The following is a 22,993-nucleotide window of genomic DNA, read 5'->3' on the forward strand; positions in this document are numbered from 1 at the left end:
TGTAGCGGTGTCGCAACCACCAAGCCTTCTAACCTTCATCGGGGTCGCGACCGGAATCACGTCTCTCGGACTTTCTCTCGCGGCGATTTGGTCGGCCCACCTGACGAGAACTGGGTATGAGAGGGAGCTCCGCCTCTTCTCGGAGGATCCAGAGACTCGCCCTGGTCTCGCCCCAGGACTCCCTCAGTTTCCGACAAGGAGCTTTTGACGCCTCGCTTACAAGCTCTGTGCGGGCCGTCCAGCGTCGTCTGCCGGCGTTCGCGACCTCGGACGACTGTCCGCGCCTGGCGGCCGGCGGCTGTCCGTGTCGCGGCTCGTTGCTGTCACCGTTGCTGTCGACAGCCACCTCGGGTGAGAGTGAGCGCGTGGGACTGAACAAGGAGACTGCAGCGCAGCTCGCCGAGGCACGCTTGGCGGAGTGGCGACGCAACGGCTATGACAAGTGGCGCGCAATGCTCGACGACAAGGAGATGCGCCTGGTCGTGGGAGAAGACGGCAAGCGGTACACCGTGGTCAGCTACGCCCTTGACGACGGTGAGGGTCGGGTCCGCATGTCCGTCACCGTGGACGATGGCGGCTCGTCGGCGTTGGTACCGCTGGTGCGAGACGAAATCATGAGCCCGGACGGCACCTTCATCACGTGACCACTTCCTCCCGAAGGAACCGCCGGCCGTCGGTGAGCTGCGCCAGCAGCAGGGCTGAGCCGGCCAAACGGTCCGCCGGAGTCCATGGACGTCCGGCGCTGCCCGCGCCCGTCGTCACCCGGTTAGTCACTCACCCGTATCACCGGGAAGACCCTCGTGCACAAGGCATCAACGTCACGCAGTCCTTCATCCTCCTCGTAGATGCAGGCCGCGCAGATGGACAGGTCCCGGCCGTCCGGCCTCGGGTGCACCTGGGGCGCGTGTCCGCACGCGGCGCAGGTCTTACCTTCCTGGCTGGTCATGCTGCGATCGTTGCAGGTGCGCACTCTCAGCTTGGGAATCGGATTGATGGGAGTTGCCCCCTGGTCCTGGACACTTGAGCCTTGGATCGTGATGGTCCGGGGAGATCAGGAGTCCCTGACAGATGGTGAACAAGCACTACCCCGCCGAGTTCAAGGCTGACGCGGTCGCGTTGTACCGGTCTCGGCCTGGGGCGACGATCGCGCAGATCGCTGATGATCTCGGGGTCAACCGGGAGACGTTGCGCAGTTGGGTCCGCGCCGATGATCAGCGTCGAGGTGCAGCGGCCGGGCCGGCGGCGCCGCCGGCGGCCGGGTCGGTGGAGGACGAGAACGCCGCGTTGCGGCGCAGGGTCCGCGAGTTGGAGGAGGAACGGGACATTCTGCGGAGGGCGGCCCGGTATTTCGCCGGGGAGACGCGCTGGTGAACCGCTTCCAGTTCGTCGCCGACCATCAGCAGCGCTACGGCGTGAAGCGGTTGTGTCAGGTCATCGGGGTGTCCCGCTCGAGCTTCTACTACTGGCGCTCGGGCGCCGAAGCGCGGGCCGCCCGGGATGCCGCGGACGTCGCTTTGGTGGGCCGGATCCGGGCGGTGCACGCCGAGCATGACGGCACCTACGGAGCACCACGGATCACCGCTGAACTCCGTGATGCCGGTCTGGCGGTCAACCGTAAGCGGGTCGCCCGGGTGATGCGCCGCTTCGGCGTGCAAGGGCTGCGCCTACGGCGGCGCACACGTACGACGGTGCCGGACCCGGCCGCGGCGAAGGCTGCGGACCTGATCGGCCGGGACTTCACCGCCGGCGCCGTCAACCAACGCTACGTCGGTGACATCACCTACCTGCCGGTCGGGGAGCGCGGCTTCCTCTACCTGGCCACCGTCCTGGACCTGCACTCCCGGCGCCTGGCCGGCTGGGCGATCGCGGATCACATGCGCACCGACCTGGTCATCGACGCCCTCCGCGCCGCCCAGCGCACCCGGGGCAGCCTGCACGGGGCCATCATCCACACCGATCACGGAGCCCAATACACCTCCCGGGCCTTCGCCGAGGCCTGCACCACGGCAGGGGTCCGGCAGTCGATGAGCGCGGTCGGCAGCTCCGCCGACAACGCCGCCGCAGAGTCGTTCAACGCCACCTTCAAACGCGAAACCCTACAAGGCCGCCGCGCCTTCACCGACGAACGCGAAGCACGACTGACCACGTTCCGCTGGCTGCACCGCTACAACACCCTCCGACGCCACTCCCGCCTCGGACAACAACCACCGATCACCTACGAGAAGAACACCCGGCCAGCGCCAGCTACGCTGGCCCCGGCCGCATAAACCCGTGTCCAGGATCAGGGGTCAAGCCCCTTCCAACTCCTGCGCGCCGGCCTGGTCGGCGGCAAGGGCGTCCCCGAATCGGTCGCGTCGCATCCGGCGGTGTTCCCGACCTTCACCGCGCCATCGTTCGGCCCCGTGCACGCTCGGGTGGTCAAGCGGCACACCTGCGGCAACCGCCGCCGCTGCGACTGCCGCGCCGAACCGTGCCACGCTCGCCGCGACGTCGGTGTCTGCGAGCACGGCCGGCCCGCTGTCTGCTGGGCGCGGCATGAGTCCGGTGATGCGGTGCTGGGTCGGCCGCTGTGCCTGGACTGCTACGACCACGACCACCAAGTCGTCTGGAACCTCTACTCGGGTGAACTGTGGCACCGCACCAAACAAGCCGCGGAACGCTACCTCGCCAAACTCGCCCGCCGACGCGGCATCCCCCGCGTCGAGGTCGTCACCGCCTCGGGCAAGACGCGCAACGTTCCGCCCGTGCGGCTCTCGCCCGGCAAGGTCGCCGAACTCCAGGCACGGGGCGCGGTTCACTTCCACGGCATCGCCCGCCTCGACGGCGTCGACGGCCAGGAACCCGACGCCGTCGTTCCCCCGCCGGCCAGGTTCACCGTCGACGACCTGATCGACGCGTTCCGGCACGCCGCCGCCCAGGTCGCCTTCCACACCCCGCCGCACCCCGACCGGCCCGAGGGCTGGCTCATCGCCTGGGGCGAGCAGCTCGACATCCGGCCCATCACCACCGGCCTCGACGGAGACGTCACCGACGGGATGGTCGCCGGTTACCTTGCCAAGTACGCCACCAAGAGCACCGAGGCCACCGGGCACACCAGCACCCGCCTGACCGCCGACACCATCGGCGACTACGCCGACCCCGACGGCGAGCACACCGCCCGCCTCACCGACGCCTGCTGGCGCATCGGCCGACCCACAAGCACACCCGTACCCCTGGCCGAGCGGCCCCGCGACCCCCGACCCCGGCCCGGCTTCGTCGACCGCTGGCAGTGCCCCGACTGCGGCACCCACACCCGCTACGCCGCCTGCCCCACCTGCACCGCCGACCGTCAAGCCGCCCTTGACGCCGAACCGGCCAGCAGACCTCAGCCCGGCTCGTATGCCCGACTTCGCAGGTGGGCGCACATGCTCGGCTACGGCGGCCACTTCCTCACCAAAGGCCGCCGCTACTCGGTGACCTTCCAACTCCTGCGCGACACCCGCGTCACCTACCGACGGCACGAGCATCACCACCAGGCCGACGAGCACAGCGGCGAACTGCGGGCCGTCGACTACCTCGACGACGACACGACCCTCATCGTCGGCACCCTCACCTTCGCCGGCGTCGGCTGGCACACCACCGGAGACGCCCTCCTCGCCAACACCGCCGCCGCCATGGCACGCGAACGACGAACCACCGGCCGCGAAGAACTCGCCCACGAACACGCCACCACCCCGGCCGGCACGGTGCCGGCTGCCGCCTGATCCCGAGAGACCTGAGGAGGTCACCCGTCATGAGCGCCACCGCTCGCCCCAGCCCGGTCGTCCGGCTCGTCCCTCGTACCGGGACGGTCGTCGTCGAGCCGGTCACCTACACCGTCCGCGAAGTGGCCAAACTGCTGGGCATCTCGCTCGGCAGCACCTACGCCCTCGTGCGCGACGGCACGATCCCGGCGACCCGCCTCGGCGGTCGCTGGCTCATCCCCCGTGCCCGCTTCCATGCCTGGCTCGACGGCGTCACGGAGCAACCCGCCGCCACCGGCACCGAGCACGGGCGGAGGCGCTGATGGGCTTCGTCCGCAAGACTCCGGCCGGCACCTTCCGGGCCTGCTGGCGTGATCCTGCTGGGGGGCAGAAGTCCAAGAGCTTCCGCACGAAGCGGGAGGCCAATGCCTTCCTGGCCGAGGTGGAAGGCAGCCTGAACCGGGGGACCTACGTCAATCCGCACGCCGGCCGGACCCGCTTCGGCGACTTCACTCAGCAGTGGCTCGCCACGCGGGCGGTCGAGGCTCGCACCACCGAGCGGACCATCTCCATGCTCCGTACGCACGTCCTGCCGAAGTGGGGTGACTGGCCGCTCGGGAAGGTCGACTTCATGTCGGTGCAGGAGTGGGTGACCGGCCTCGGTCGGGAACTCGCCCCCGCGACCGTGGCCAAGTGCTACCAACTGCTGTCGATGATCCTCCGAACGGCGGTTCAGGCACGACTGATCGCCACCAACCCAGCCGAAGGTGTCAAGCTGCCGCGCGACCGGTCCCGCGACGTCAAGCCGGTCACAATCAGCCGAGAGGACTTCTTCGGCCGGCTGCTGCCGGCTGTCCCGCCTCGGCATCGGGGGGTCGTCTCCGCCGCCGCCGGGGCGGGACTGCGCTGGGGTGAGTGCGCCGGGCTGACGTGGTCCTCGGTCGACCTCGACCGGGCATCGCTGCGGGTGGTCCAGGTGGCCGAGGAAACCCACGGCGGGATTGTGCTGCGTCCGTACCCGAAGAGCCGTGCCGGGGTGCGAACCGTGCCGCTGCCCGGCTTCCTCCTGGCCGTGCTCCGCGAGCTGTGCGATGCCGCCGACGACCCGGACCCGCGCACGCTCGTCTTCCGCGACCGGGTCGGTCGCCCGCTGCGGAGGTCGAACTTCCGGCGTCGGATCTGGCTGCCCTCGCTGGTGCGTGCCGGCCTGCTCGGCCAGGTCGTCAACACCGGCCCGCACCGGTACCGCGCGACCTGGCCGGACCGGGAGGGCGTCGAGTGGTCGGCGGAGTTCACCACCGAGCGGGAGGCCGTTGCTTGTGTGGCGGCCAAGGCCGTCGGCGGGATGCGGTTCCACGACCTGCGGCACGCCTACGCGACCTGGCTGGTCACCGACGGAGTCCCGATCAACCTGGTGCAGCGGGTCATGGGCCACGAGCAGGCGTCCACGACGCTCAATCGTTATACGCACACCCCGGACGACTACGCCGCCCGTGTCCTGGAGGCGTTCGACCGCTCTGCTGCCTCTCTGCTGCCTCTGCCGGAGGAAGAGCCGGTTGAGCGACCGCTCGGCGAGGATGAGGAGGGGCTGTGAGCTGGGGCGCACCACAAGCCCGGGAAAGGGACGACCCCCGTCGGGGGGAGACGGGGGTCGTCGGAGGTTCGGCTCCGGGGGGGTCGAGCCGAACCACTCAGCGGTCACGGGGGGTGCAACCGCCGAGGGTCTGTTGGTTGTCCGAGACATGAACGCTCGTCGTGCCGACAGTCTGCCTGAGCGAACCTGGCTACGTCGAGTGGTGTAGCCTCCACTCCCTGCGAATTCATGTTCGCTGGGTGTGATCGCGGTCACGCACAGCTAACGTGATGTCGCCCGGTCCGCAGGTCCGGGGGCTCGGCGACCCCCGGGCACCCGCAGACCATAGACCATCCGACTAGACTTTCGCGCCGTGGGCCGAAGCGCCGCTTTCTTCGATCTGGACAAGACCGTCATCGCCAAGTCGAGTGCCCTGGCGTTCGGTCGGCCGTTCTACCGGGACGGCCTGATCACTCGGCGTGACGTCGTCAAGTCGGCGTACGCGCAGTTGATGTTCCGGCTGGGCGGCACCGACGAGCAGACCATGGCCCGCACCCGGGACTACCTCGCCGCGCTCTGCAAGGGCTGGCCGGTGGAGCAGGTCCGCCAGATCGTCGCGGAGACGCTCCACGAACTGATCAACCCCTACGTGTACGCGGAAGCCGCCGCCCTGATCGAGGAGCACCAGGCGGCGGGGCGGGACGTCGTCCTGGTCTCCGCCTCGGGCGAGGAGATGGTCCGGCCGATCGGCGTACTGCTCGGCGTCACCGACGTGATCGCCACGCGGATGGGCGTGGTCGACGGTCGCTACAGCGGGGTGGTCGAGTTCTACGCGGCCGGCCCGAGCAAGGTCGACGCGGTCGGCGAACTGGCACTCAAGCGGGGGTACGACCTCGCCGACTCGTACGCGTACTCCGACTCGTACAGCGACCGGCCCCTGCTCGAGTGCGTGGGGCACCCGACCGCGGTGAACCCGGACCGCCAGCTGCGGAAACTCGCACTGGAGAACTCCTGGCCGGTGTTGGAGTTCCGGCACCCGGTGCCGCTGGGCCGGCGGCTTCGCGAACGCCCCGCCGTCCCGGTGGCGGCCGCCGCACTCGGCGTCGGGGTGGGTGTGGCGATCGGCATCGCCTGGTACGGCCGGCACCGTCGCACCCGTACCGCCCCGGCCGCCTGACCCATCCGCACCCCACCCCCCTTGCCCCACCCGCCTGGGCCTCTCGCCCCCGGGCCTCCCGGCGCGACCGCGATATTGAGCGGACGCTCAAATCAACCTACCCTGTTCCTGAGCGAACGCTCAAGGAGTGCGCGGGCGGCGACGGTCACACGACACCGGGGGGCGGCCGCCGTCGTCCGCGCGACTCGCACACCGCACCGGCGCCCGGGCCGGCCGGAGCCTGCGGCCGCCCGGCGTGACCTCGCTGGCCCGGCCCACGACCGGTGCGATGATCGCAGTCGCCACACCTGCCGGGAGGGAAGCGATGTCGGACACCAAGCGACGACTGCTCGACGGCACACTCGCCGCGATCCGGCAGCACGGCATCGCCGGCGTCTCGGCCCGCACCATCGCCGCCGCCGCCGGCGTCAACCAGGCGTTGGTCTTCTACCACTTCGGGACCGTCGACGAGTTGCTGGCGGCGGCGTGCCGTACCGGAACCGCAGAGCGCGTCGCCCACTGGTCGGCGCGGCTTCGCAAGGTCCGATCGCTGCGGGAACTCCTCGACGTCGGTCGGGCGCTCCACGAGGAGGAGCGTGTGCTGGGCAACGTGTCGGTCCTGGCGCAGATGCTCGCGGGCGCCCAGACCGACGAACGGCTCGCCGCCCCCACCGCCGAGGCGTTGCAGCTCTGGGTGGACGAGATCGAGTGGGTCCTGCGCCGGCTGCTCGGTGGGTCGCCGTTCGCCGAGGTCGCCGACGTCCCGGGGCTCGCCCGGGCGGTGTCGGCCGCGTTCGTCGGCCTGGAGCTGTACGACGGGGTCGACCGGCCCGCCGCCGAACGCGCGATGGCGGCGCTGGATCAGCTGGCCGTGCTGATCGAGATCGTGGACGACCTCGGCCCGATCGCCCGCCGAGCCCTCCAGAGCAAGATCAGCAAAGCGGCCCGGCGCTGACCAGGGCACTACGCCGCCGCGAGCACCTCGTCGCCGATCCGGGTGAGCTGGTCGGCCCCGACCTCGACGGCGCTCATGTAGTGCCGCAGCCACGACCGCAGCCCGTCCGGCGTGCCGGTGGCGAAGGCACCCGCCGACCCGACGTACTCCGGTTCCCGCTCCCGGTGGCCCACGTCGACGGCGAGCAGCCCACGGGGGTCGAAGCCGGAGGACATCAGCACCAGCCGGGCGGCGCCGCGGGCGACCACCCCGGACGGGCCGGCGAAGGGCCGCAGGTTCAGCAGTTCGCCGTGGACCACGGCGGCCAGCAGCAGGGGCGGAACCCTCGTACCGCCCGCCGCGAGGCCGGCCAGCCCGTCCAGGCGGGCGGCCACCACCACGTCGTTCACCGGCCGGCCCAGCTCCGCCTCGGCGACCACGTCGCGCGCGGCGAGGACGTGCAGCTTCGCGAGGGCCTGCCGGGGCGCCTTCGGCCACAGGTCGGTCAGCCCCGGCAGCGCCCCGGCGACCCGTAGCGCGCCCTGGAGCGCCGGCTCGGTGACCGTCCCGGCGCGGACCTCCTCGCGCTCGTGCGCGTACCCCTCCAGGGCGGCGCTGGCCACGGCGGACCGGAGGCTGACCTCGGCCGCGACCTGGCCGCCGTGCCGGCGCAAGGCGCGGTGCCGGAGCGCCTGGTCGAAACGCTCGCGGGCCCGCTCCACGGCGGGCGCGACGTCGGCGAGCGCGAGCAGCGGGGCGAGCGGGTCGTCGGTCACCCCGTCACGCTATCCACCGCCCGGTACGCCCCGCGGGCGAGCCGCCCGGAACGCGACCGCCGCCACTCGCCGGCACCGCCGCTGGAGTGTTAACAAGGGACCCTTCCGCTACCGGAAGCGTTAACAAGGGGCCCTTCCTTGCACCGCCACCGCCCGGCGCGCCTCAGTGGCCGCTCGGCGCTCGGCGGTCGCCTGCGAACGCTCTGCCCGGCTAACCTCTGCACCGAGAGACGCAGGTCACCCCGAGCGACGAGGGAGTACGGCATGAGCGAGGCATTGGCCAATCTGCTGAACGAGACACGCCAGTTCCCGCCGCCGGCCGAACTCGCCGCGAACGCCAACGTCACCGCCGAGGCGTACGGCGAGGCGGACGCCGACCGACTGGCCTTCTGGGCGAAGCAGGCGGACCGGCTCACCTGGGCGAAGCGCTGGGACGAGGTGCTCGACTGGTCGAAGCCGCCGTTCGCCAAGTGGTTCGTCGGTGGGCGGCTCAACGTGGCGTACAACTGCCTCGACCGGCACGTCGAGGCCGGGCGGGGCGACAAGGTCGCCATCCACTGGGAGGGCGAGCCGGGCGACACCCGCACCATCACGTACGCCGAGCTGCACGAGCTGACCTGCCAGGCGGCGAACGCGCTGACCGACCTGGGGGTGACGGCCGGTGACCGGGTGGCGATCTACCTGCCCATGGTTCCGGAGGCCGCGGTGGCGATGCTGGCGTGCGCGCGGATCGGCGCCACGCACAGCGTGGTCTTCGGCGGCTTCTCGGCCGACGCCCTGACCAACCGGATCCAGGACGCCACGGCGAAGGTGGTCATCACCGCCGACGGCGGCTACCGGCGCGGCAAGCCGTCCGCGCTCAAGCCGACCGTCGACGAGGCGGTGGCGCAGTGCCCGTCGGTCGAGCACGTGCTCGTGGTCCGCCGCACCGGCGAGGAGGTCGCCTGGTCGGAGAAGGACCACTGGTGGCACGAGACGGTGGAGACGGCGTCGACGGAGCACGCCCCGCAGGCGTTCGACGCCGAGCACCCGCTGTTCATCCTCTACACCAGCGGCACCACCGCCCGCCCGAAGGGCATCCTGCACACCACGGGCGGATACCTGACCCAGGCGTCGTACACCACCCACGCCGTCTTCGACCTGAAGCCGGACACCGACGTCTACTGGTGCACCGCCGACATCGGCTGGGTCACCGGCCACTCCTACATCGTGTACGGCCCGCTCTCCAACGGCGCGACGCAGGTCATGTACGAGGGCACCCCGGACACCCCGCACAGGGGCCGCTTCTGGGAGATCGTAAACAGGTACCGGGTCACCATCCTGTACACCGCGCCCACGCTGATCCGCACGATGATGAAGTGGGGCGAGGACATCCCCGCCGGCTTCGAGCTCACGTCGCTGCGGCTGCTGGGCAGCGTCGGCGAGCCGATCAACCCCGAGGCGTGGATGTGGTACAGGCAGCACGTCGGCCGGGGCGAGCTGCCCATCGTGGACACCTGGTGGCAGACCGAGACCGGCGCCATGATGATCTCGCCGCTGCCCGGCGTGACCGAGGCCAAGCCCGGCTCGGCGATGACCCCGCTGCCGGGGATCAAGGCGGATGTCGTCGACGACCAGGGCCAGCCGGTGCCGAATGGGGGCGGCGGCTACCTGGTGCTCACCGAGCCGTGGCCGTCGATGCTCCGCACGATCTGGGGCGACGACAACCGCTTCCTGGAGACGTACTGGTCGCGCTTCGGCGCCGGCGCCAACACCGGCGACGACTGGGTCTACTTCGCCGGTGACGGCGCGAAGAAGGACGACGACGGGCACATCTGGCTGCTCGGCCGGGTCGACGACGTGATGCTGGTGTCGGGGCACAACATCTCCACCACGGAGGTGGAGTCGGCGCTCGTGTCGCACCCGTCGGTGGCCGAGGCGGCGGTCGTCGGCGCGACCGACCCGACCACCGGGCAGGCGATCGTCGCGTTCGCCATCCCGCGCGGCAACGCGGACACCGCCGGTGAGGCGGGCGAGCAGCTCATCGCCGACCTGCGCAACCACGTCGCCCGTACGTTGGGTCCGATCGCCAAGCCGCGGCAGATCATGCTGGTTCCGGAGCTGCCGAAGACCCGCTCGGGCAAGATCATGCGGCGGCTGCTGCGGGACGTGGCGGAGCACCGGTCGCTCGGCGACGTGACGACGCTCCAGGACTCGTCCGTGATGGACCTGATCTCCACGGGCATGGGCGGCGGCAAGTCCGACGAGGACTGACGACAGGCGTACTCCGGGTGGGGTGGCGGTCCGCGCGGACCGCCACCCCACCGCCGTCTCTGACGCGCTCCGGCGGGGCGGGCCGACAACTGTCACATCGGTCGGTCGGGGGAGGCGGGAGAAGCTGAACGGACACAGGCAGCCCTCAGCCTTGTCGTTCGACATGTTTCTGATTTAGGTTCACGCAGGTCGGACCGGTTCGATCGACATCACATCGATGAGCGGCACCGGCCGATTTCCCTCTCTCCCCATGCCCGAGAACGGAGCGGCATGAACAAAAATCCCCAACCTGGGTCGCGCAGACGCCTACTCGTCGCGCTGCCCGTAATCGCCCTCGCGGCCACGTCACTGACCGTGACGGGTTCGGCGGCGTCGGCCCAGTCCGGTCCGGCCCCGGCCACCATCGGGGCGGACGAGTTCTACATAAACTACGCCGAGCCGGCGGTGCAGCCGGACACCGAGGGCCGCGAGGTCAAGGGCAAGGGCGGCCTGCACGCCCCCGCCGTCGACGAGGCTCGGGCGTACGACCGCAAGTTCGCCCGCGGCAACCCGGTGACGGCGCGCCAGCTGGCGAAGACCGAGGCCGAGGCGATCAAGACCGGGAAGAGCCCGCGCCAGATCAAGCAGGCGAAGGGTACGCAGACCGCCAAGCTGCTGACCCTGCTGGTGGAGTTCAACGAGAACGCCAACGACGACTTCACCGACGTGATGGTCCCCAAGACGGTCTTCGAGGACCGGAGCTGTGTCCTCGGCACCGTGCAGAACGGACCGCTGCACAACAACATCCCGAACCCGGCCAGCCTGCCGAAGCTGGACAACAACTCGATGTGGGTGCCGGACTTCTCGCCGGCGCACTACGACAAGATGCTCTACACCTCGGAGGGCATCACCGAGCGGGTCCGCACCGACCTGACCGGGCCGGACGGCAAGCCGGGCGTCAGCCTGGCCGGCCGGACGATGCGCAACATGTACCTGGAGATGTCCAAGGGCGCGTACACGGTCGACGGGCAGGCCAGCCCGTGGATCAAGGTGCCGCACTCCGAGGGCTGGTACGCGGCCTCCCGTTGCTTCCAGGACGAGAACGGCAACTGGGTCGCCGGTCGGCAGCAGTCGATGAACGGCCACCCGGACAACCCGCAGGGTGCGGGGCGGCTGGCCACCGACGCGATCGACACGCTCGCGAAGATGGACCCGAACTTCCCGTGGGCGGACTACGACATCGAGGACCAGGCCGACCGGGACGGTGACGGCAACTTCTTCGAGCCGGACGGCGTGATTGACCACCTGGTGCTGGTGCACGCCGGTAAGGGCAAGTCGGCCGGCGGTGGCGCGCAGGGCACCTACGCCGTCTGGGCGCACTCGTCGTCGGTGGCCGGCGGCCACACCATCCCGGGCACCCAGCTCAAGGTGTCGAACTACATCGTGCAGCCGGAGGATGCCGGCCTCGGCGTGTTCGCCCACGAGTACGGCCACGACCTCGGCCTGCCCGACCTCTACGACACCTCCGGCAACGCCGACTCGGACGTCGACTTCTGGGACCTGATGTCGTCGGGTTCGCACTCCGGCGAGATCTTCCAGGCACTGCCGACCCACATGGGTCTCTGGGACAAGTGGATCCTCGGCTGGGCCGACCCGCTGCAGATCAACCCGGGCGAGGACCCGCGGAGCGTCCAGCTGGGCCAGAATTCGCGGACCCCGGTGGGCACCAAGGACGGCATCAAGATCAACCTGCCGAACAAGGTGATCACCCTCGCGGAGCCGCACAGCGGCGCGAACATGTGGTACTCCGGCGCCGACCAGGACTGGGCAGACGTCAAGATCGCCCGCCAGGTGGCGGTGCCGGCGGCGGCCGACGCGAAGTTCTGGATGTGGAACAACTTCGTCATCGAGGCGGACTGGGACTACGGCTTCGTCGAGGTCTCGACCGACGGCGGCGCGACCTGGGCCGAGCAGAAGGTCTACGACGCGACCGGCAAGCTGGTCACCACCGACGACGGCTACGCCGACCCGAACGGCCGAATGGTCGACTTCGGCAACAAGAAGTACGGGCTCACCGGTGACACCCACGGGTGGCGGCACGACTACGTCGACCTGTCGGCGTACGCCGGTCAGACCGTAAAGGTCCGCCTCCGGTACGCCACCGACGAGGCGTTCCTGGAGAAGGGCTGGTTCGCCGACGACTTCTCAGTCACCGGTGGCGGCGCCACCACGTGGAGCGACGACGTCGAGAACGGTACGGCGGGCTGGACCGCGACCGGCGGCACCTTCGTCGACACCACCGGCGCCGGCTGGCACATCGACAGCGGCACCTCCACTCAGGCGCACTACTACCTGGCCGAGTGGCGCAACTTCGACGGCTTCGACGAGGGCCTGAAGTACGCGTACGACACGGTCTACTCGCGGGACGCCTGGAAGGTCGACAAGATCGCGTACAACGCCCCGGGCATGCTGGTCTGGTACCGGGACACCGCGCTCGGCAACGTCAACCACGTGACGGCGCAGTCGACCGCGCTGCCGAGCTACGGCTCGAAGGGCGGCCTGCTGATCGTGGACTCGCACTTCGACCCGTACCGCCGGCAGGGTGAGGCGGCCGTCAAGGACCCGTCGACGCTGGACAACCTGCCCAGCCGTCCGCAGTCCGCGAACGCGGCCTTCTCGCTCAACCCCACGTACCCCTTCAAGGAGTGCCTGGAGGCGGCGGGCGAGCCGTACAGCGAGTACTGCACGAACTTCGGCGCCCAGCCGGCGGTGTCGACGTTCACTGACGCCAAGGGCTGGTACCCGGGCATCGAGGTGCGCGGTTCGTCGCTGTTCGCCCGGGACGTCGACGCGTCCGTGGTGATCCCGTCGAAGGGCAACGTGCCCTACACGACCCGCATCACCAACGCGGACGGCACCCCGGCCACCAGCCTGTACGGCACGGACCTCGGGTTCACCGTGCTCGGCTCGGGCAACCCCGGTGACGCGGGCGCCGCGTACGGCGTCTCCATCACCATCAAGCGGGCCGCGAAGGACAACTCGTACGCCACGGTGTACGTGACCCCCGCGACTCCGTGATCAACCACCGCCCTCCGGGGCGGTTCGACCCGACCGGCCAGATGGTGGTCGAGGTCAACAACTGACAATTCAGTTTCCAGTGGGGCCGGTGGCGGAAAACGTCATCGGCCCCACGCCGTTCGGCGTCGATGTCGTGATCAACGCGACTGACGGCGACGCGGCAGGCGGACATCGGGGCAGGTCACACGGGTCGGGTTACCGGTCGGGGTGTGACAGTGAAAAGCATTCCCAACAACTCTTTGCAATAAATCGACGCGATCATCTTCACACCCGCCACACGAGTGTCTATGTTCACCATTGGTCCCACCCGTGGGATCGATCTTCACCGGCCCGTACCCCCGTTGGGCCGGTCCCTCACACCCGGAGGTACCACGTGCGCAAAGCCGCAGTGGGTCTGCTCGGGCTCTCGTTGACGGCGACGGGGCTGGCGGTCGGACCGTCCGCCTTCGCGGCGCCGCAACCGAAGCTGCCGACGTCCGCACCGTCAGTCGCCGAGCCCGCCCACGTTGACCACGACCTGCCCAACCCGCTGGAGGAGAAGCGGCGGGCACTGCGCCAGGAGGGCCTGAGCGAGGTCCTCTCCGGCAAGGCGAAGGCGCAGCGGATCAACGGCAGCACCGTCGTCAAGGTCGGTGAGACGGCCGGCGGCGCCCCCGCCACGGACCGCGCGGCTCGTGCCCGCGACGGCAAGAAGGACCAGTACGTCGAGCTCTCCCGGGAGAAGACCGACCGGATCTTCGTGATCCTGGCCGAGTTCGGCAACGAGCGGCACCCGTCCTACCCCGACAAGGACACCGACCCGGCCTGGCCGGGGCCGGCGCGCTTCGACGGGCCGCTGCACAACGAGATCCCGGAGCCGAACCGCGCGGTGGACAACTCCACCGTCTGGCAGCCGGACTACAGCGCCGACCACTACCGGACGCTGTACTTCGGCACCAAGCCCGGAGACGAGTCGCTGAAGCAGTACTACGAGGCCCAGTCCTCGGGCCGCTACAGCGTCGACGGCACCGTCACCGACTGGGTGAAGGTCAAGTACAACGAGGCCCGCTACGGCCGTTCCGGGGACGACCCCGACGACGCCAACGGCGACGACCCGGCGGTGTGCGGCAGCAACGTCTGCACCAACGTCTGGGCGCTGGTACGCGACGCCGCCGACCAGTGGGTCGCCGACCAGAAGGCCGCCGGCCGCACCGACGCCCAGATCGCCGCGGACGCCAAGGCGATGGACCAGTGGGATCGGTACGACCACGACTCCGACGGCAACTTCAACGAGTCGGACGGGTACATCGACCACTTCCAGATCGTCCACGCCGGCGGCGACATGGCCGACGGTGACCCGAACCAGGGTGAGGACGCCATCTGGAGCCACCGCTGGTACGCCTTCGCCTCCGACCAGGGGCGCACCGGCCCGCCGAACTTCCCGGCCGGTGGTACCCAGATCGGCAGCACCGGCATCTGGATCGGTGACTACACCATCCAGCCGGAGAACGGCGGCCGCAGCGTCTTCTACCACGAGTACGGCCACGACCTGGGCCTGCCGGACGACTACAACGTCGTCAACGGTGGAGACAACAACAACGAGCACTGGACCCTGATGGCGCAGAGCCGCCTCGGCGGCAAGAACGACGGCGGCATCGGCGAGCGCGGTGGTGACCTCGGCGCCTGGAACAAGCTCCAGCTCGGCTGGCTCGACTACGAGGTGGTCGTCGCGGGGCAGAAGCGCACCATGACCCTCGGCCCGCAGGAGTACAACTCCGCCAAGCCGCAGGCCGCCGTGGTCGTGCTCCCGCAGCGCGAGTACACCTTCGACAACGGCAAGCCGTTCGAGGGCACCAGGCAGTTCTTCTCCGGCAACGAGGACGACCTCAACAACACGATGACCCGGACCCTGGACTTCACCGGGAAGTCGTCGGCCTCCCTGTCGATGAAGGGTCGCTACAACATCGAGGCCGACTACGACTACCTGTTCTTCGAGGCCTCGCTCGACGGTGGCGAGACGTGGACGCCGCTGCCCGGCACCGCCGACGGCAAGCCGCTCAAGGAAATCTCCCCGGGGCGCTTCGCCCTGGACGGCAGCAGCGACGGCAAGTGGGTCGACATCACCATCCCGATGGACGCCGCCGCCGGCAAGGTGGTCCAGTTCCGGCTGCGCTACCAGACCGACGGTGGTGTCTCCGAGGGTGGCTTCTACGGTGACGCGATCACCGTGACCGCCGACGGCGAGACCGTGCTCAGCGACGGCGCCGAGAACGGCGCCGGCGACTGGACGCTGGGCGGTTGGACCATCGCCGAGGAGACCTACACCCGGCTCTTCGACAACTACTACATCGCCGGCCACCGGTCGTACGTCTCGTACGACAAGTACCTGAAGACCGGGCCGTACTACTTCGGGTACGCGAACACCCGCCCGGACTGGGTGGACCACTACGCGTACCAGGAGGGCCTGCTCATCTCCTACTGGAACACGCGCTGGGCGGACAACGACACGTTCGCGCACCCGGGCGAGGGCCGCAACCTCTACATCGACGCGCGCCCGCGGCCGATCTACAACCTGACCGGCCAGCCGTGGCGGGCCCGGGTCCAGGTGTACGACGCGCCGTTCAGCCTCAAGAAGGCGGACTCGTTCACGCTGCACATCGACAGCCGGCCGCAGTACATCCGTGGTCAGGCCGCGGAGCCGCTGTTCGACGACACCAAGAAGTACTGGTACGAGGAGTTGCCGAACCACGGCGTCAAGCTCCCCGCCACCGGCACGAAGATCAAGGTGCTGGAGCAGAAGGGCACCTCCATCAAGGTCCGCTTCTTCTGAGCCGCCGAACCGCACGACGCGATGCCCGGGCAGGTCACCTGCCCGGGCATCGCCCGTTCGGCGGCCCCGCCGGCCCACGGTTTCGGAACCGGAGCGGGAGGCTGCGCGTCAGATTCCCGTGCCCATCGTGAGCGGCGCCGGACTGCCCGCCGCGGCCCTGGCCACCGCGCTCGCCGTGGCCGTACTGTCGAGCGGCTGCACCGGCCCGGAAAAGGAAGCGCCCATGCCCGCGGAGCACACCCCGGCCCCGGCCGGCGGAAGCGACAGCCCGCCGCCGTCGGCCAGCGCCGGGTCGCCGGCCCGTACCGGCCCCGCGCTCTCGTCCACGACGCTGCCGACCATGGGGCCGCCGACCGCGCCCCCGAAACGGCCGACCGACCCGTACCGGGCGAACGTGCTCGCCGGCCGGATCACCCGGGGCGGCGACGGACCCTGTTACGGCCTGACCACCGACGACGGCCGGGAGTACGCACTGCACGGCGCGGGCGTGGGAACCTTCGCCACCGGCACCTGGGTCCGGGTGACCATCGGCCCCGCCACCCCCGGAGTCGACTGCGGGGCGGGCATCCCGGCCACCATCGTGAAGATCAGCCCGGTCGGTTGAGCGGCGGCCGGGAGATGCGGGGATCCCGGACAGCCGCCACGGGAGCGACGCGGGCCACCCGACGGGTCGGCCGGCGGGCCGCCCGGCACCCAGGACCTAGGCTGTGCCCATGACCGAGCAGCGTGGCGGGCCCGTCGACGAGTCCTGCGTCCTCCCTGAGGGACCGTGGACGCACCGGTTCGTCGGCGCCAACGGCAGCCGGTTCCACGTCGTGGAGGCCGGTGCCGGCCCGATGGTCCTGTTCCTGCACGGCTTTCCCGAGCACTGGTGGGCCTGGCACGAGATGCTGCCGGCGGTCGCCGACGCGGGGTTCCGGGCCGTCGCGGTCGACCTGCGGGGCTACGGCGCGAGCGACAAGCCACCCCGGGGGTACGACGGCTACACGCTGGCCGCCGACGTCGCCGGGCTGATCCGGGCGCTGGGCGAGCGGTCGGCGACCGTGGTGGGCAGCGGTGCCGGCGGCCTGATCGGCTGGACGGTGGCGTCGTTCCACCCGTCCCTGGTCCGGCGGCTGGTGGTGCTCGGAGCGCCGCACCCGCTGCGGCTGCGGGCCGCCATCTTCGCCGACCCGCGCGGCCAGTTCGCCGCCTCCACACCGACGTTGAAGTTTCAACTTCCCCGCTACGAACACGTGCTGACCCGCGACGACGCGGCGGCGGTGGAGGAGATGCTGCGCCGCTGGGGCGGGCCGCGGTGGGTGAACAGCCCGGGCTTCCCCGCGTACGCCGCACGGTGCCGGGAGGCCATGCGCATCCCGCAGGCGGCGTTCTGCGCGCTGGAGGGCTACCGCTGGGCGTTCCGGTCGGTGCTCCGGCTGCACGGGTACCGGTTCGTGCGGCTCATGCAGAAGCCCCTGGTCACCCCGACCCTGCAACTGCACGGCGCCCTCGACCGCGCCGCCCTGCCGCGTACCGCTCAGGGCTCCGGCCGGTACGTCGTGGCCCCGTACGAGTGGCGGCTGCTCGACCACGTCGGGCACTTCCCGCACGTGGAGGCCCGGGACGTGGTGCTCGGCGAGATCCTGCGCTGGACGAAGTCGTAGGCCGTCCCGGCGGGTCCGGGCCGGGACCGCGGACGCGGCCTAGACCCGCTGCTCGTGCAGGTCGGTGACCTCGACGGCGGGCGCCCAGCCCTGGTAGACGCCGAAGTCGAAGACCTCGAGGCCCATCGCCTGCGCGACCGGCCACCGCCCACCCGTGTACTCCACCCGCAACCAGCCGTCGTGCTCGCCGAGCACGATGAACGGCTCCCCCTGCCAGGTGCAGGTCGTGCGGACGTACACCAGGTCGTCGACCTCGGCCGCCGGCACCACCCGCACGTACCGGCCGGGGCGCACCTCGGTGAAGCCCTCTCCCGGGCCGGGCTGGTAGAGCCGGACGTCGTCGCCGTCCGGGCTGGCCTGGTACTCACGGCCCTGCCAGCGGGCCACGTACCCGTCGCGGGTCACGCCTCGTCCACCTCCCGCCACAGCAGCGCGTCGGCGTCCAGCGTGGCCACCACGCGCTCGCTGCCGTCCGCGCCGATCCGCCACAGCTGCGCGCCGTGCGGCAGCCGGGCGCTGTCCACCTTGAACTCCGCCACGACGTCGCTGCTCTCCCCCGGCGCGAAACCGTTGCCCCGGAACGGGGACCGCTCGATGACCCAGCCCTCCATGGCCCGCATGGCGGTCTCGTTCTGGCCGCCGTAGGGAATGCGGTAGAGGCTCGGCCGGTACGCGGGCCAGCGCAGCACGTAGATCTCCTCGGCGGCCCGGTCGAACGGCGTGGCGGGATAGCCGAGGCCGAGCGCGTCGAACAGCTGCGCCGGGGTGGTCAGGTGGGCCAGTTCGCCCGCCCGGTGCACGAAGCCGGAGACCCGGTCGTAGCCCCGCTCCAGGTAGTACGCGAGCTGGCTCGGCGCCACGGCCTTCTGCATGACGATCGGCCGGGTCGGGTCCGGGGCGGGCGGCTCGTAGCGCGGCCGGTCGGCGGGGTCCTCCGCGGCCGGTGACGCCTCCGGCTCGGCGCCGGTGTCGGCACCGAGGCCCACCTCGGCCGCCCAGTTGGCGAGCCCGATGATCTGCTCACCGGGCAGCTTGGCGCCGATGGGGCTGCCGGGGTTGACGACGAAGGACCACGACTCGTCCGGCCAACGGTGGATGAGCTGCACGAACCGCACCCGGACCGTCTCGACGGCGGCGTCCGTGTGGTCGGCGAGCCGCTCCGGGGAGGTGTACACGACGACGAACGTCTCGCCGTCCAACTCCTCCGTACGCCAGACGAATCCCGGCTCGCCGGGCCGGCTGCCGGGTGCCGAGTCGGGCGCCACCGGCAGCAGCACGCGGGCGAGCAGGAGCGTCGACAGGAAGGTGTCGGTGCTCCCCGCGCCGGTCGCGTCGAGCAGGTCCTCCTCGACCTCGTTCGCCGGATCGAAGTCCGCCGGGACGGGGACCGCCGGTGGGGAGGCGGCGTCCGCCGGAGTCGCGGCCGACGCGCCGGTGATGTCCGCCGGACCGGCGGCCGACGCGCCGGTGATGTCCGGGCCGGCGGTACCCGGTACGCCGACGGGATCCGGGGCGGGTGTGCCCACTGCGGCGGACGGATCCGTGGTGATCGTGCCCGCCGCGACGGCGCGAGCCGGGTCTTCCGCAGCCGGGACGGTCACGTCCGGTGCCGCAGCGGCCGGCTCGGGCAGCTGGGACCGCGGGGCCGGGATCGGAGCGGTGACCTCCTCCTGGCCATCCATTGGACGCAGAGCCGGCCCGGGCTGCGGGTGGCCGGCCTCCGGACCGGTGGGCTGCCACCCGCCCGCCGTCCGGGCGGTCTCCGCGACGGCGGGACGCTGCGGGAGCGGGTCGGCGGCCGGCGCCGGCCCGCCAGCGGCCCGCTCGTCGGCCAGCCCGGTGCCCCCGGCCCCGGCACCCCGGCTCCCGGCGAGCAGACCGGTGGCACCGGCTCCGGCACCCGGGGCGGGGTCGTCGCGGAGCCCGGCGGCGGCGACCGGGTCGGTGAGGTCCCGCGACTCGATGATCGTGCCCTCGATGACGATCGGCGTGAAGCCCCGGCGGGGCGCCGGCGGCCCGGAGACCGGTTCCGCGATCGACGCCGGTTCCGGGTCCGGGGGCGGCGGCGTGGGGTGACGCCGCGGGAGCGCCTGCGTGGCCTCGTCGTCCGTCGTGCGGCGTGCGTACGCCTGGAGGGTCGCCGGATCGGGCACCGGGAAGCGGGCCGTCCGGCTCTCCGCTTCGGCCGCCCGTGGCTGCGGCGTCCGGGACGTCTCCCCGGCGGGAGGCCCGAAGGCCGGCGGGGAATCCCGGTCGGTACGGGTCGCGTCGCCGACGGCGAACGCCTGGGCGGGGCTCCCGGACGCCGGGTCGGTGGGCGGCCGGCGGCGCGGGAACGGTTGGGAGCCGCGGGCGAATCGGGGCGGCGGGACGGCCCGCTCGTCCCGGCCGGCGCGGCCGGAAGCGGGTTCGAAGAACGATCGACGGTTCGGCCGCTCCGGCTCGCCGCCCGGGCGGCCGTTCGTGGGTGCCTCGGCGGGACGCCGGCCGGGACGGTCGCCCCCGGGCGGCGCCGGCCACCGGGCGTCCGTGTCCCCGGGCGCGGGCACCCGGCCGGCGTCGGCCAGGGGTCGCCGCAGGGCGGCGGCACGCAGCTCGGCCGGGCTCCGCAACGGCGTGCCCGGGGGCGGGACGGGCGCGGGAGCCGGTCGCAGCGGGACCGTGCCCTCGGGTGCGTGACCGGCGCTGGGCTCGCGGCCCTGCGGACCGGTGGTCGGCTGGCCCTCCCCGCTGCCCGGACCGCTCTCCGTCGCCCGGACGCGGGCGAGCGTCTCGGCCCGCTCCAGGCGCGCCCGCGCCCCGATCGTGCGCCCGGGCAGCCGGACGTCACCGCGGGAGAGCTGCGCGACGTACCAGGCGGGCAGATAACTCTCGATGGGCAGGCCCGGGTTGACCGCGAGCCACCAGTCATGATTCGGCCACTGGCTGGCCAGCTCGTCGTACGTGCTGCGCCGGCTCGCGCCGGCGTGCTCGCCGAGGCAGGCCCGCATCGCGGCGGCGGAGGTGAAGGCCAGCACGTGGGTGCGACCGCCGGTGGTCCAGGTGCCCCAGTTCATCGGCGCCTGGCCGGCGAGCGCCTGCGCGGAGACCGGGAGGAACAGGTCCGTCCGCGACAGGATGCGGAAGTAGAGCGGCTGGTCGTTGGCGCGCAGCGCGTCGCGAAGGGCGGCTTCGGCCTCGGTGGCCGGCTCCCATTCGGTCACGGCCACCCCTCCTCCCGGCAACAGGTCACAGGTATCGCGTACAACCTACAAGGTAGTAGCAAGATCACAACGGCTGACCGCGCCGGGGCGGCCGGCAACGGCACCCGGAGATAACATCGCGTTCCGGAGTCGACACGATACGGAGGCGGTCGATGTCCCGGAGTTCCGCGCGGCCGCTGCTCGCCGCTCTGGCGGTGACGGCGGCGACCCTGGTTGCCGTCGCCGCGCCGCCCCCCGCGGCATCCCCTCCCGGTGTCGCGGCGACCGAGCCGGAAGGTGCCGGCCGCCGCGCACCGGCCGGTCCCGGCCTCGCCGGTCGGGCCGCTCCGGCGTGCGCGGCGCCTCTCGCGCCCGCACGGCCCATCACGACGGTGCCGTGGCCGCAGCAGCGGTACGCCCCGGAGCGGCTGGCTCCGCTCGCCACCGGCGCGGGCGTGACGGTGGGAGTGGTCGACTCCGGCGTGGACTCCCGGCACCCGCAACTCGCCGGGCGGGTCCGCGCCGGTACCGACCTGCTCGACCCCGGCGGCGACGGCACCCGGGACTGCGCCGGCCACGGCACCGGAGTCGCGAGCGTCATCGTCGCCGCACGCCAGGACGGGGTGGCCTTCCACGGCCTCGCCCCCCAGGCTCGGATCCTGCCCGTCCGGGTCAGCGAGCAGCAGGTGGTCGACGGCCGGGAATCGGGGCGTACGGTCAGCGCCCGCGACTTCGCCCGGGCGATCCGATGGGCGGTCGACAACGGCGCCGAGGTGCTCAACCTCTCCGTGGTGCTGTACGTGGACAATCCCGCCGTGCGGGACGCGGTCGCCCACGCGCTCGCGCGCGACGTCGTCGTCGTGGCCGCTGCCGGCAACCTGCACGAGAGCGGTGATCCCCGGCCCTACCCGGCCGCGTACGCCGGTGTGCTCGGGGTGGGGGCGATCGGCGTGGACGGGGTGCGCTCCTCGTTCTCCCAGGTCGGCCCGTACGTCGACCTGGTCGCGCCGGGGAGCGACGTGGTGACCGCCGCCCCCGGGCAGGGACACCACCGGGCGGAGGGCACCAGCTACGCCGTGCCCTTCGTGGCCGCCACCGCCGCCCTGCTCCGGCAGTACCGGCCGGACCTGGACGCGACCGAGGTGGCGGAGCGGATTCTGGCCACCACCGATCCGGCTCCCGGGGCGGGGTACGGCGCGGGTGTGCTGAACCCGTACCGGGCGCTGACCGAGAGCGGCGGCGGTCCGGCCCGCACCCGGCCGGCCGCCGCCCTGCTCGACGAGCGGGCCGACCCGGCGCTACTGGCCCAGCAGGCGAGGCGGGCGGCGTCCCGGGACCGGGCGCTGCTGGTGGCCGCGATCGGCGGTGGGACGGTCACCGCGGCAGTGCTGCTGGCCCTCGTGCTGCCCCGGGGCGCCCGCCGCCGGTGGCGTCCGCCGGACCCGGCCTGAGAGGGGAAGGCCGGGTCCGGCGGTGACCGCGCGGGAGCGATCGACCGCCCGGGGACGGTGACCGGTCGCGCGCGGGGCGGGCGTGCGGGACGAGGCGCCCACCCGGTCGGCCGGCGTCCGTCCCGCGGGTGTCACTGGAACAGGTTGGCGTTCCGCTTCTCCGTGTCGAGGTAGTCGGCGGCGGAGTCGTCCACCGCGACCTTGATGTCGCGCAACATCACCTGGAGGTCCTGCGAGGCGGACCGCCAGCGGGCCTGCCGCTGCTCGTACGCCGCGCGGGCCTCGCCCGACCAACTCGCGACCAGCGGGGCGGCGTCCCGCTCGAGCTGACCGAGCTGCGCGTCGAGCGTGCTCAGCGCCTTCTGGATGTCCGCGCCAGCCTGTTGCAGCGCCGCGAAGTTGACGACCAGCACACCGTGCTCCATCGTTTGTCT

General features: G+C 71.8%; 16 protein-coding genes and 2 pseudogenes. 14 read left to right on the top strand and 4 right to left on the bottom strand.

The window, feature by feature from the left end; translation table 11 throughout:
• Positions 1–365 precede the first annotated feature (365 nt).
• From GKC29_RS02390 to GKC29_RS02420, 8 genes and pseudogenes are all read left to right on the top strand, one after another.
• A complete protein-coding gene (locus tag GKC29_RS02390) occupies positions 366–644 on the top strand; it encodes a hypothetical protein (RefSeq protein ID WP_155329262.1) in 279 nt (92 codons plus the stop codon).
• A 424-nt stretch (positions 645–1,068) separates the two neighbouring features.
• Positions 1,069–2,267 (top strand): IS3 family transposase gene (locus tag GKC29_RS02395; RefSeq protein ID WP_155329263.1). Its coding sequence is split into 2 segments (ribosomal slippage): positions 1,069–1,357 and positions 1,357–2,267, totalling 1,200 coding nucleotides; the frame shifts between segments, so codons are not numbered across the junction.
• Between the two features lie 30 nt (positions 2,268–2,297).
• Positions 2,298–3,743 (top strand): annotated as a pseudogene (locus tag GKC29_RS02400) (replication initiator); the annotation flags it as partial.
• 29 nt (positions 3,744–3,772) lie between these two features.
• Positions 3,773–4,045 carry a helix-turn-helix domain-containing protein gene (locus tag GKC29_RS02405; RefSeq protein WP_155329264.1) on the top strand — a complete coding sequence of 91 codons (273 nt, stop codon included), beginning with the start codon at positions 3,773–3,775 and terminating at the stop codon, positions 4,043–4,045.
• Entirely contained in the window at positions 4,045–5,316 is a 1,272-nt protein-coding gene (locus GKC29_RS02410) for a tyrosine-type recombinase/integrase (protein WP_230688892.1), read from the top strand. The genes GKC29_RS02405 and GKC29_RS02410 overlap by 1 nt, the downstream gene beginning before the upstream one ends.
• Before the next feature lie 352 nt (positions 5,317–5,668).
• Positions 5,669–6,472 carry an HAD family phosphatase gene (locus GKC29_RS02415; RefSeq protein ID WP_155329265.1) on the top strand — a complete coding sequence of 268 codons (804 nt, stop codon included), beginning with the start codon at positions 5,669–5,671 and terminating at the stop codon, positions 6,470–6,472.
• A gap of 134 nt (positions 6,473–6,606) precedes the next feature.
• A pseudogene (locus tag GKC29_RS30445) lies at positions 6,607–6,876 on the top strand (isoprenylcysteine carboxylmethyltransferase family protein); the annotation flags it as partial.
• Positions 6,777–7,406 (top strand): TetR/AcrR family transcriptional regulator, encoded by a 630-nt coding sequence (locus tag GKC29_RS02420; RefSeq protein ID WP_155329266.1) that lies wholly within the window; start codon positions 6,777–6,779, stop codon positions 7,404–7,406. The pseudogene GKC29_RS30445 and the gene GKC29_RS02420, both read left to right, overlap by 100 nt.
• 8 nt (positions 7,407–7,414) lie before the next feature.
• Here the strand turns inward: GKC29_RS02420 and GKC29_RS02425 are convergent, their stop codons facing one another.
• Positions 7,415–8,161 (bottom strand): oxidoreductase, encoded by a 747-nt coding sequence (locus GKC29_RS02425; protein ID WP_155329267.1) that lies wholly within the window; start codon positions 8,159–8,161, stop codon positions 7,415–7,417.
• Between the two features lie 264 nt (positions 8,162–8,425).
• Between GKC29_RS02425 and acs the strand changes: the two genes are divergently transcribed.
• From acs to GKC29_RS02450, 5 genes are all read left to right on the top strand, one after another.
• Positions 8,426–10,414, top strand: a complete 1,989-nt coding sequence (acs, locus tag GKC29_RS02430; RefSeq protein WP_155329268.1) for an acetate--CoA ligase — start codon at positions 8,426–8,428, stop codon at positions 10,412–10,414.
• A gap of 270 nt (positions 10,415–10,684) precedes the next feature.
• The gene (locus tag GKC29_RS02435; RefSeq protein ID WP_155329269.1) at positions 10,685–13,471 is read left to right on the top strand and encodes an immune inhibitor A domain-containing protein; all 2,787 of its coding nucleotides are present in this window, start codon (positions 10,685–10,687) and stop codon (positions 13,469–13,471) included.
• A 388-nt stretch (positions 13,472–13,859) separates the two neighbouring features.
• The gene (locus tag GKC29_RS02440; protein WP_155333947.1) at positions 13,860–16,280 is read left to right on the top strand and encodes an immune inhibitor A domain-containing protein; all 2,421 of its coding nucleotides are present in this window, start codon (positions 13,860–13,862) and stop codon (positions 16,278–16,280) included.
• A 127-nt stretch (positions 16,281–16,407) separates the two neighbouring features.
• A complete protein-coding gene (locus GKC29_RS02445; RefSeq protein WP_155329270.1) occupies positions 16,408–16,884 on the top strand; it encodes a hypothetical protein in 477 nt (158 codons plus the stop codon).
• Between the two features lie 109 nt (positions 16,885–16,993).
• Complete coding sequence (locus GKC29_RS02450) at positions 16,994–17,926, top strand: alpha/beta fold hydrolase (RefSeq protein WP_155329271.1); 933 nt, start codon at positions 16,994–16,996, stop codon at positions 17,924–17,926.
• 39 nt (positions 17,927–17,965) lie between these two features.
• Here the strand turns inward: GKC29_RS02450 and GKC29_RS02455 are convergent, their stop codons facing one another.
• Both GKC29_RS02455 and GKC29_RS02460 read right to left on the bottom strand, forming a co-directional pair.
• The gene (locus GKC29_RS02455; RefSeq protein ID WP_155329272.1) at positions 17,966–18,331 is read right to left on the bottom strand and encodes a hypothetical protein; all 366 of its coding nucleotides are present in this window, start codon (positions 18,329–18,331) and stop codon (positions 17,966–17,968) included.
• The gene (locus GKC29_RS02460; protein ID WP_155329273.1) at positions 18,328–21,129 is read right to left on the bottom strand and encodes an SseB family protein; all 2,802 of its coding nucleotides are present in this window, start codon (positions 21,127–21,129) and stop codon (positions 18,328–18,330) included. The genes GKC29_RS02455 and GKC29_RS02460 overlap by 4 nt, the downstream gene beginning before the upstream one ends.
• A gap of 152 nt (positions 21,130–21,281) precedes the next feature.
• Between GKC29_RS02460 and mycP the strand changes: the two genes are divergently transcribed.
• Complete coding sequence (gene mycP / locus GKC29_RS02465; RefSeq protein ID WP_155329274.1) at positions 21,282–22,559, top strand: type VII secretion-associated serine protease mycosin; 1,278 nt, start codon at positions 21,282–21,284, stop codon at positions 22,557–22,559.
• Between the two features lie 131 nt (positions 22,560–22,690).
• Here the strand turns inward: mycP and GKC29_RS02470 are convergent, their stop codons facing one another.
• Entirely contained in the window at positions 22,691–22,984 is a 294-nt protein-coding gene (locus GKC29_RS02470; RefSeq protein ID WP_155329275.1) for a WXG100 family type VII secretion target, read from the bottom strand.
• Between the last annotated feature and the right edge of the window lie 9 nt (positions 22,985–22,993).

The organism is Micromonospora sp. WMMC415 (assembly GCF_009707425.1).
In the GTDB taxonomy this organism is placed as follows: domain Bacteria; phylum Actinomycetota; class Actinomycetes; order Mycobacteriales; family Micromonosporaceae; genus Micromonospora.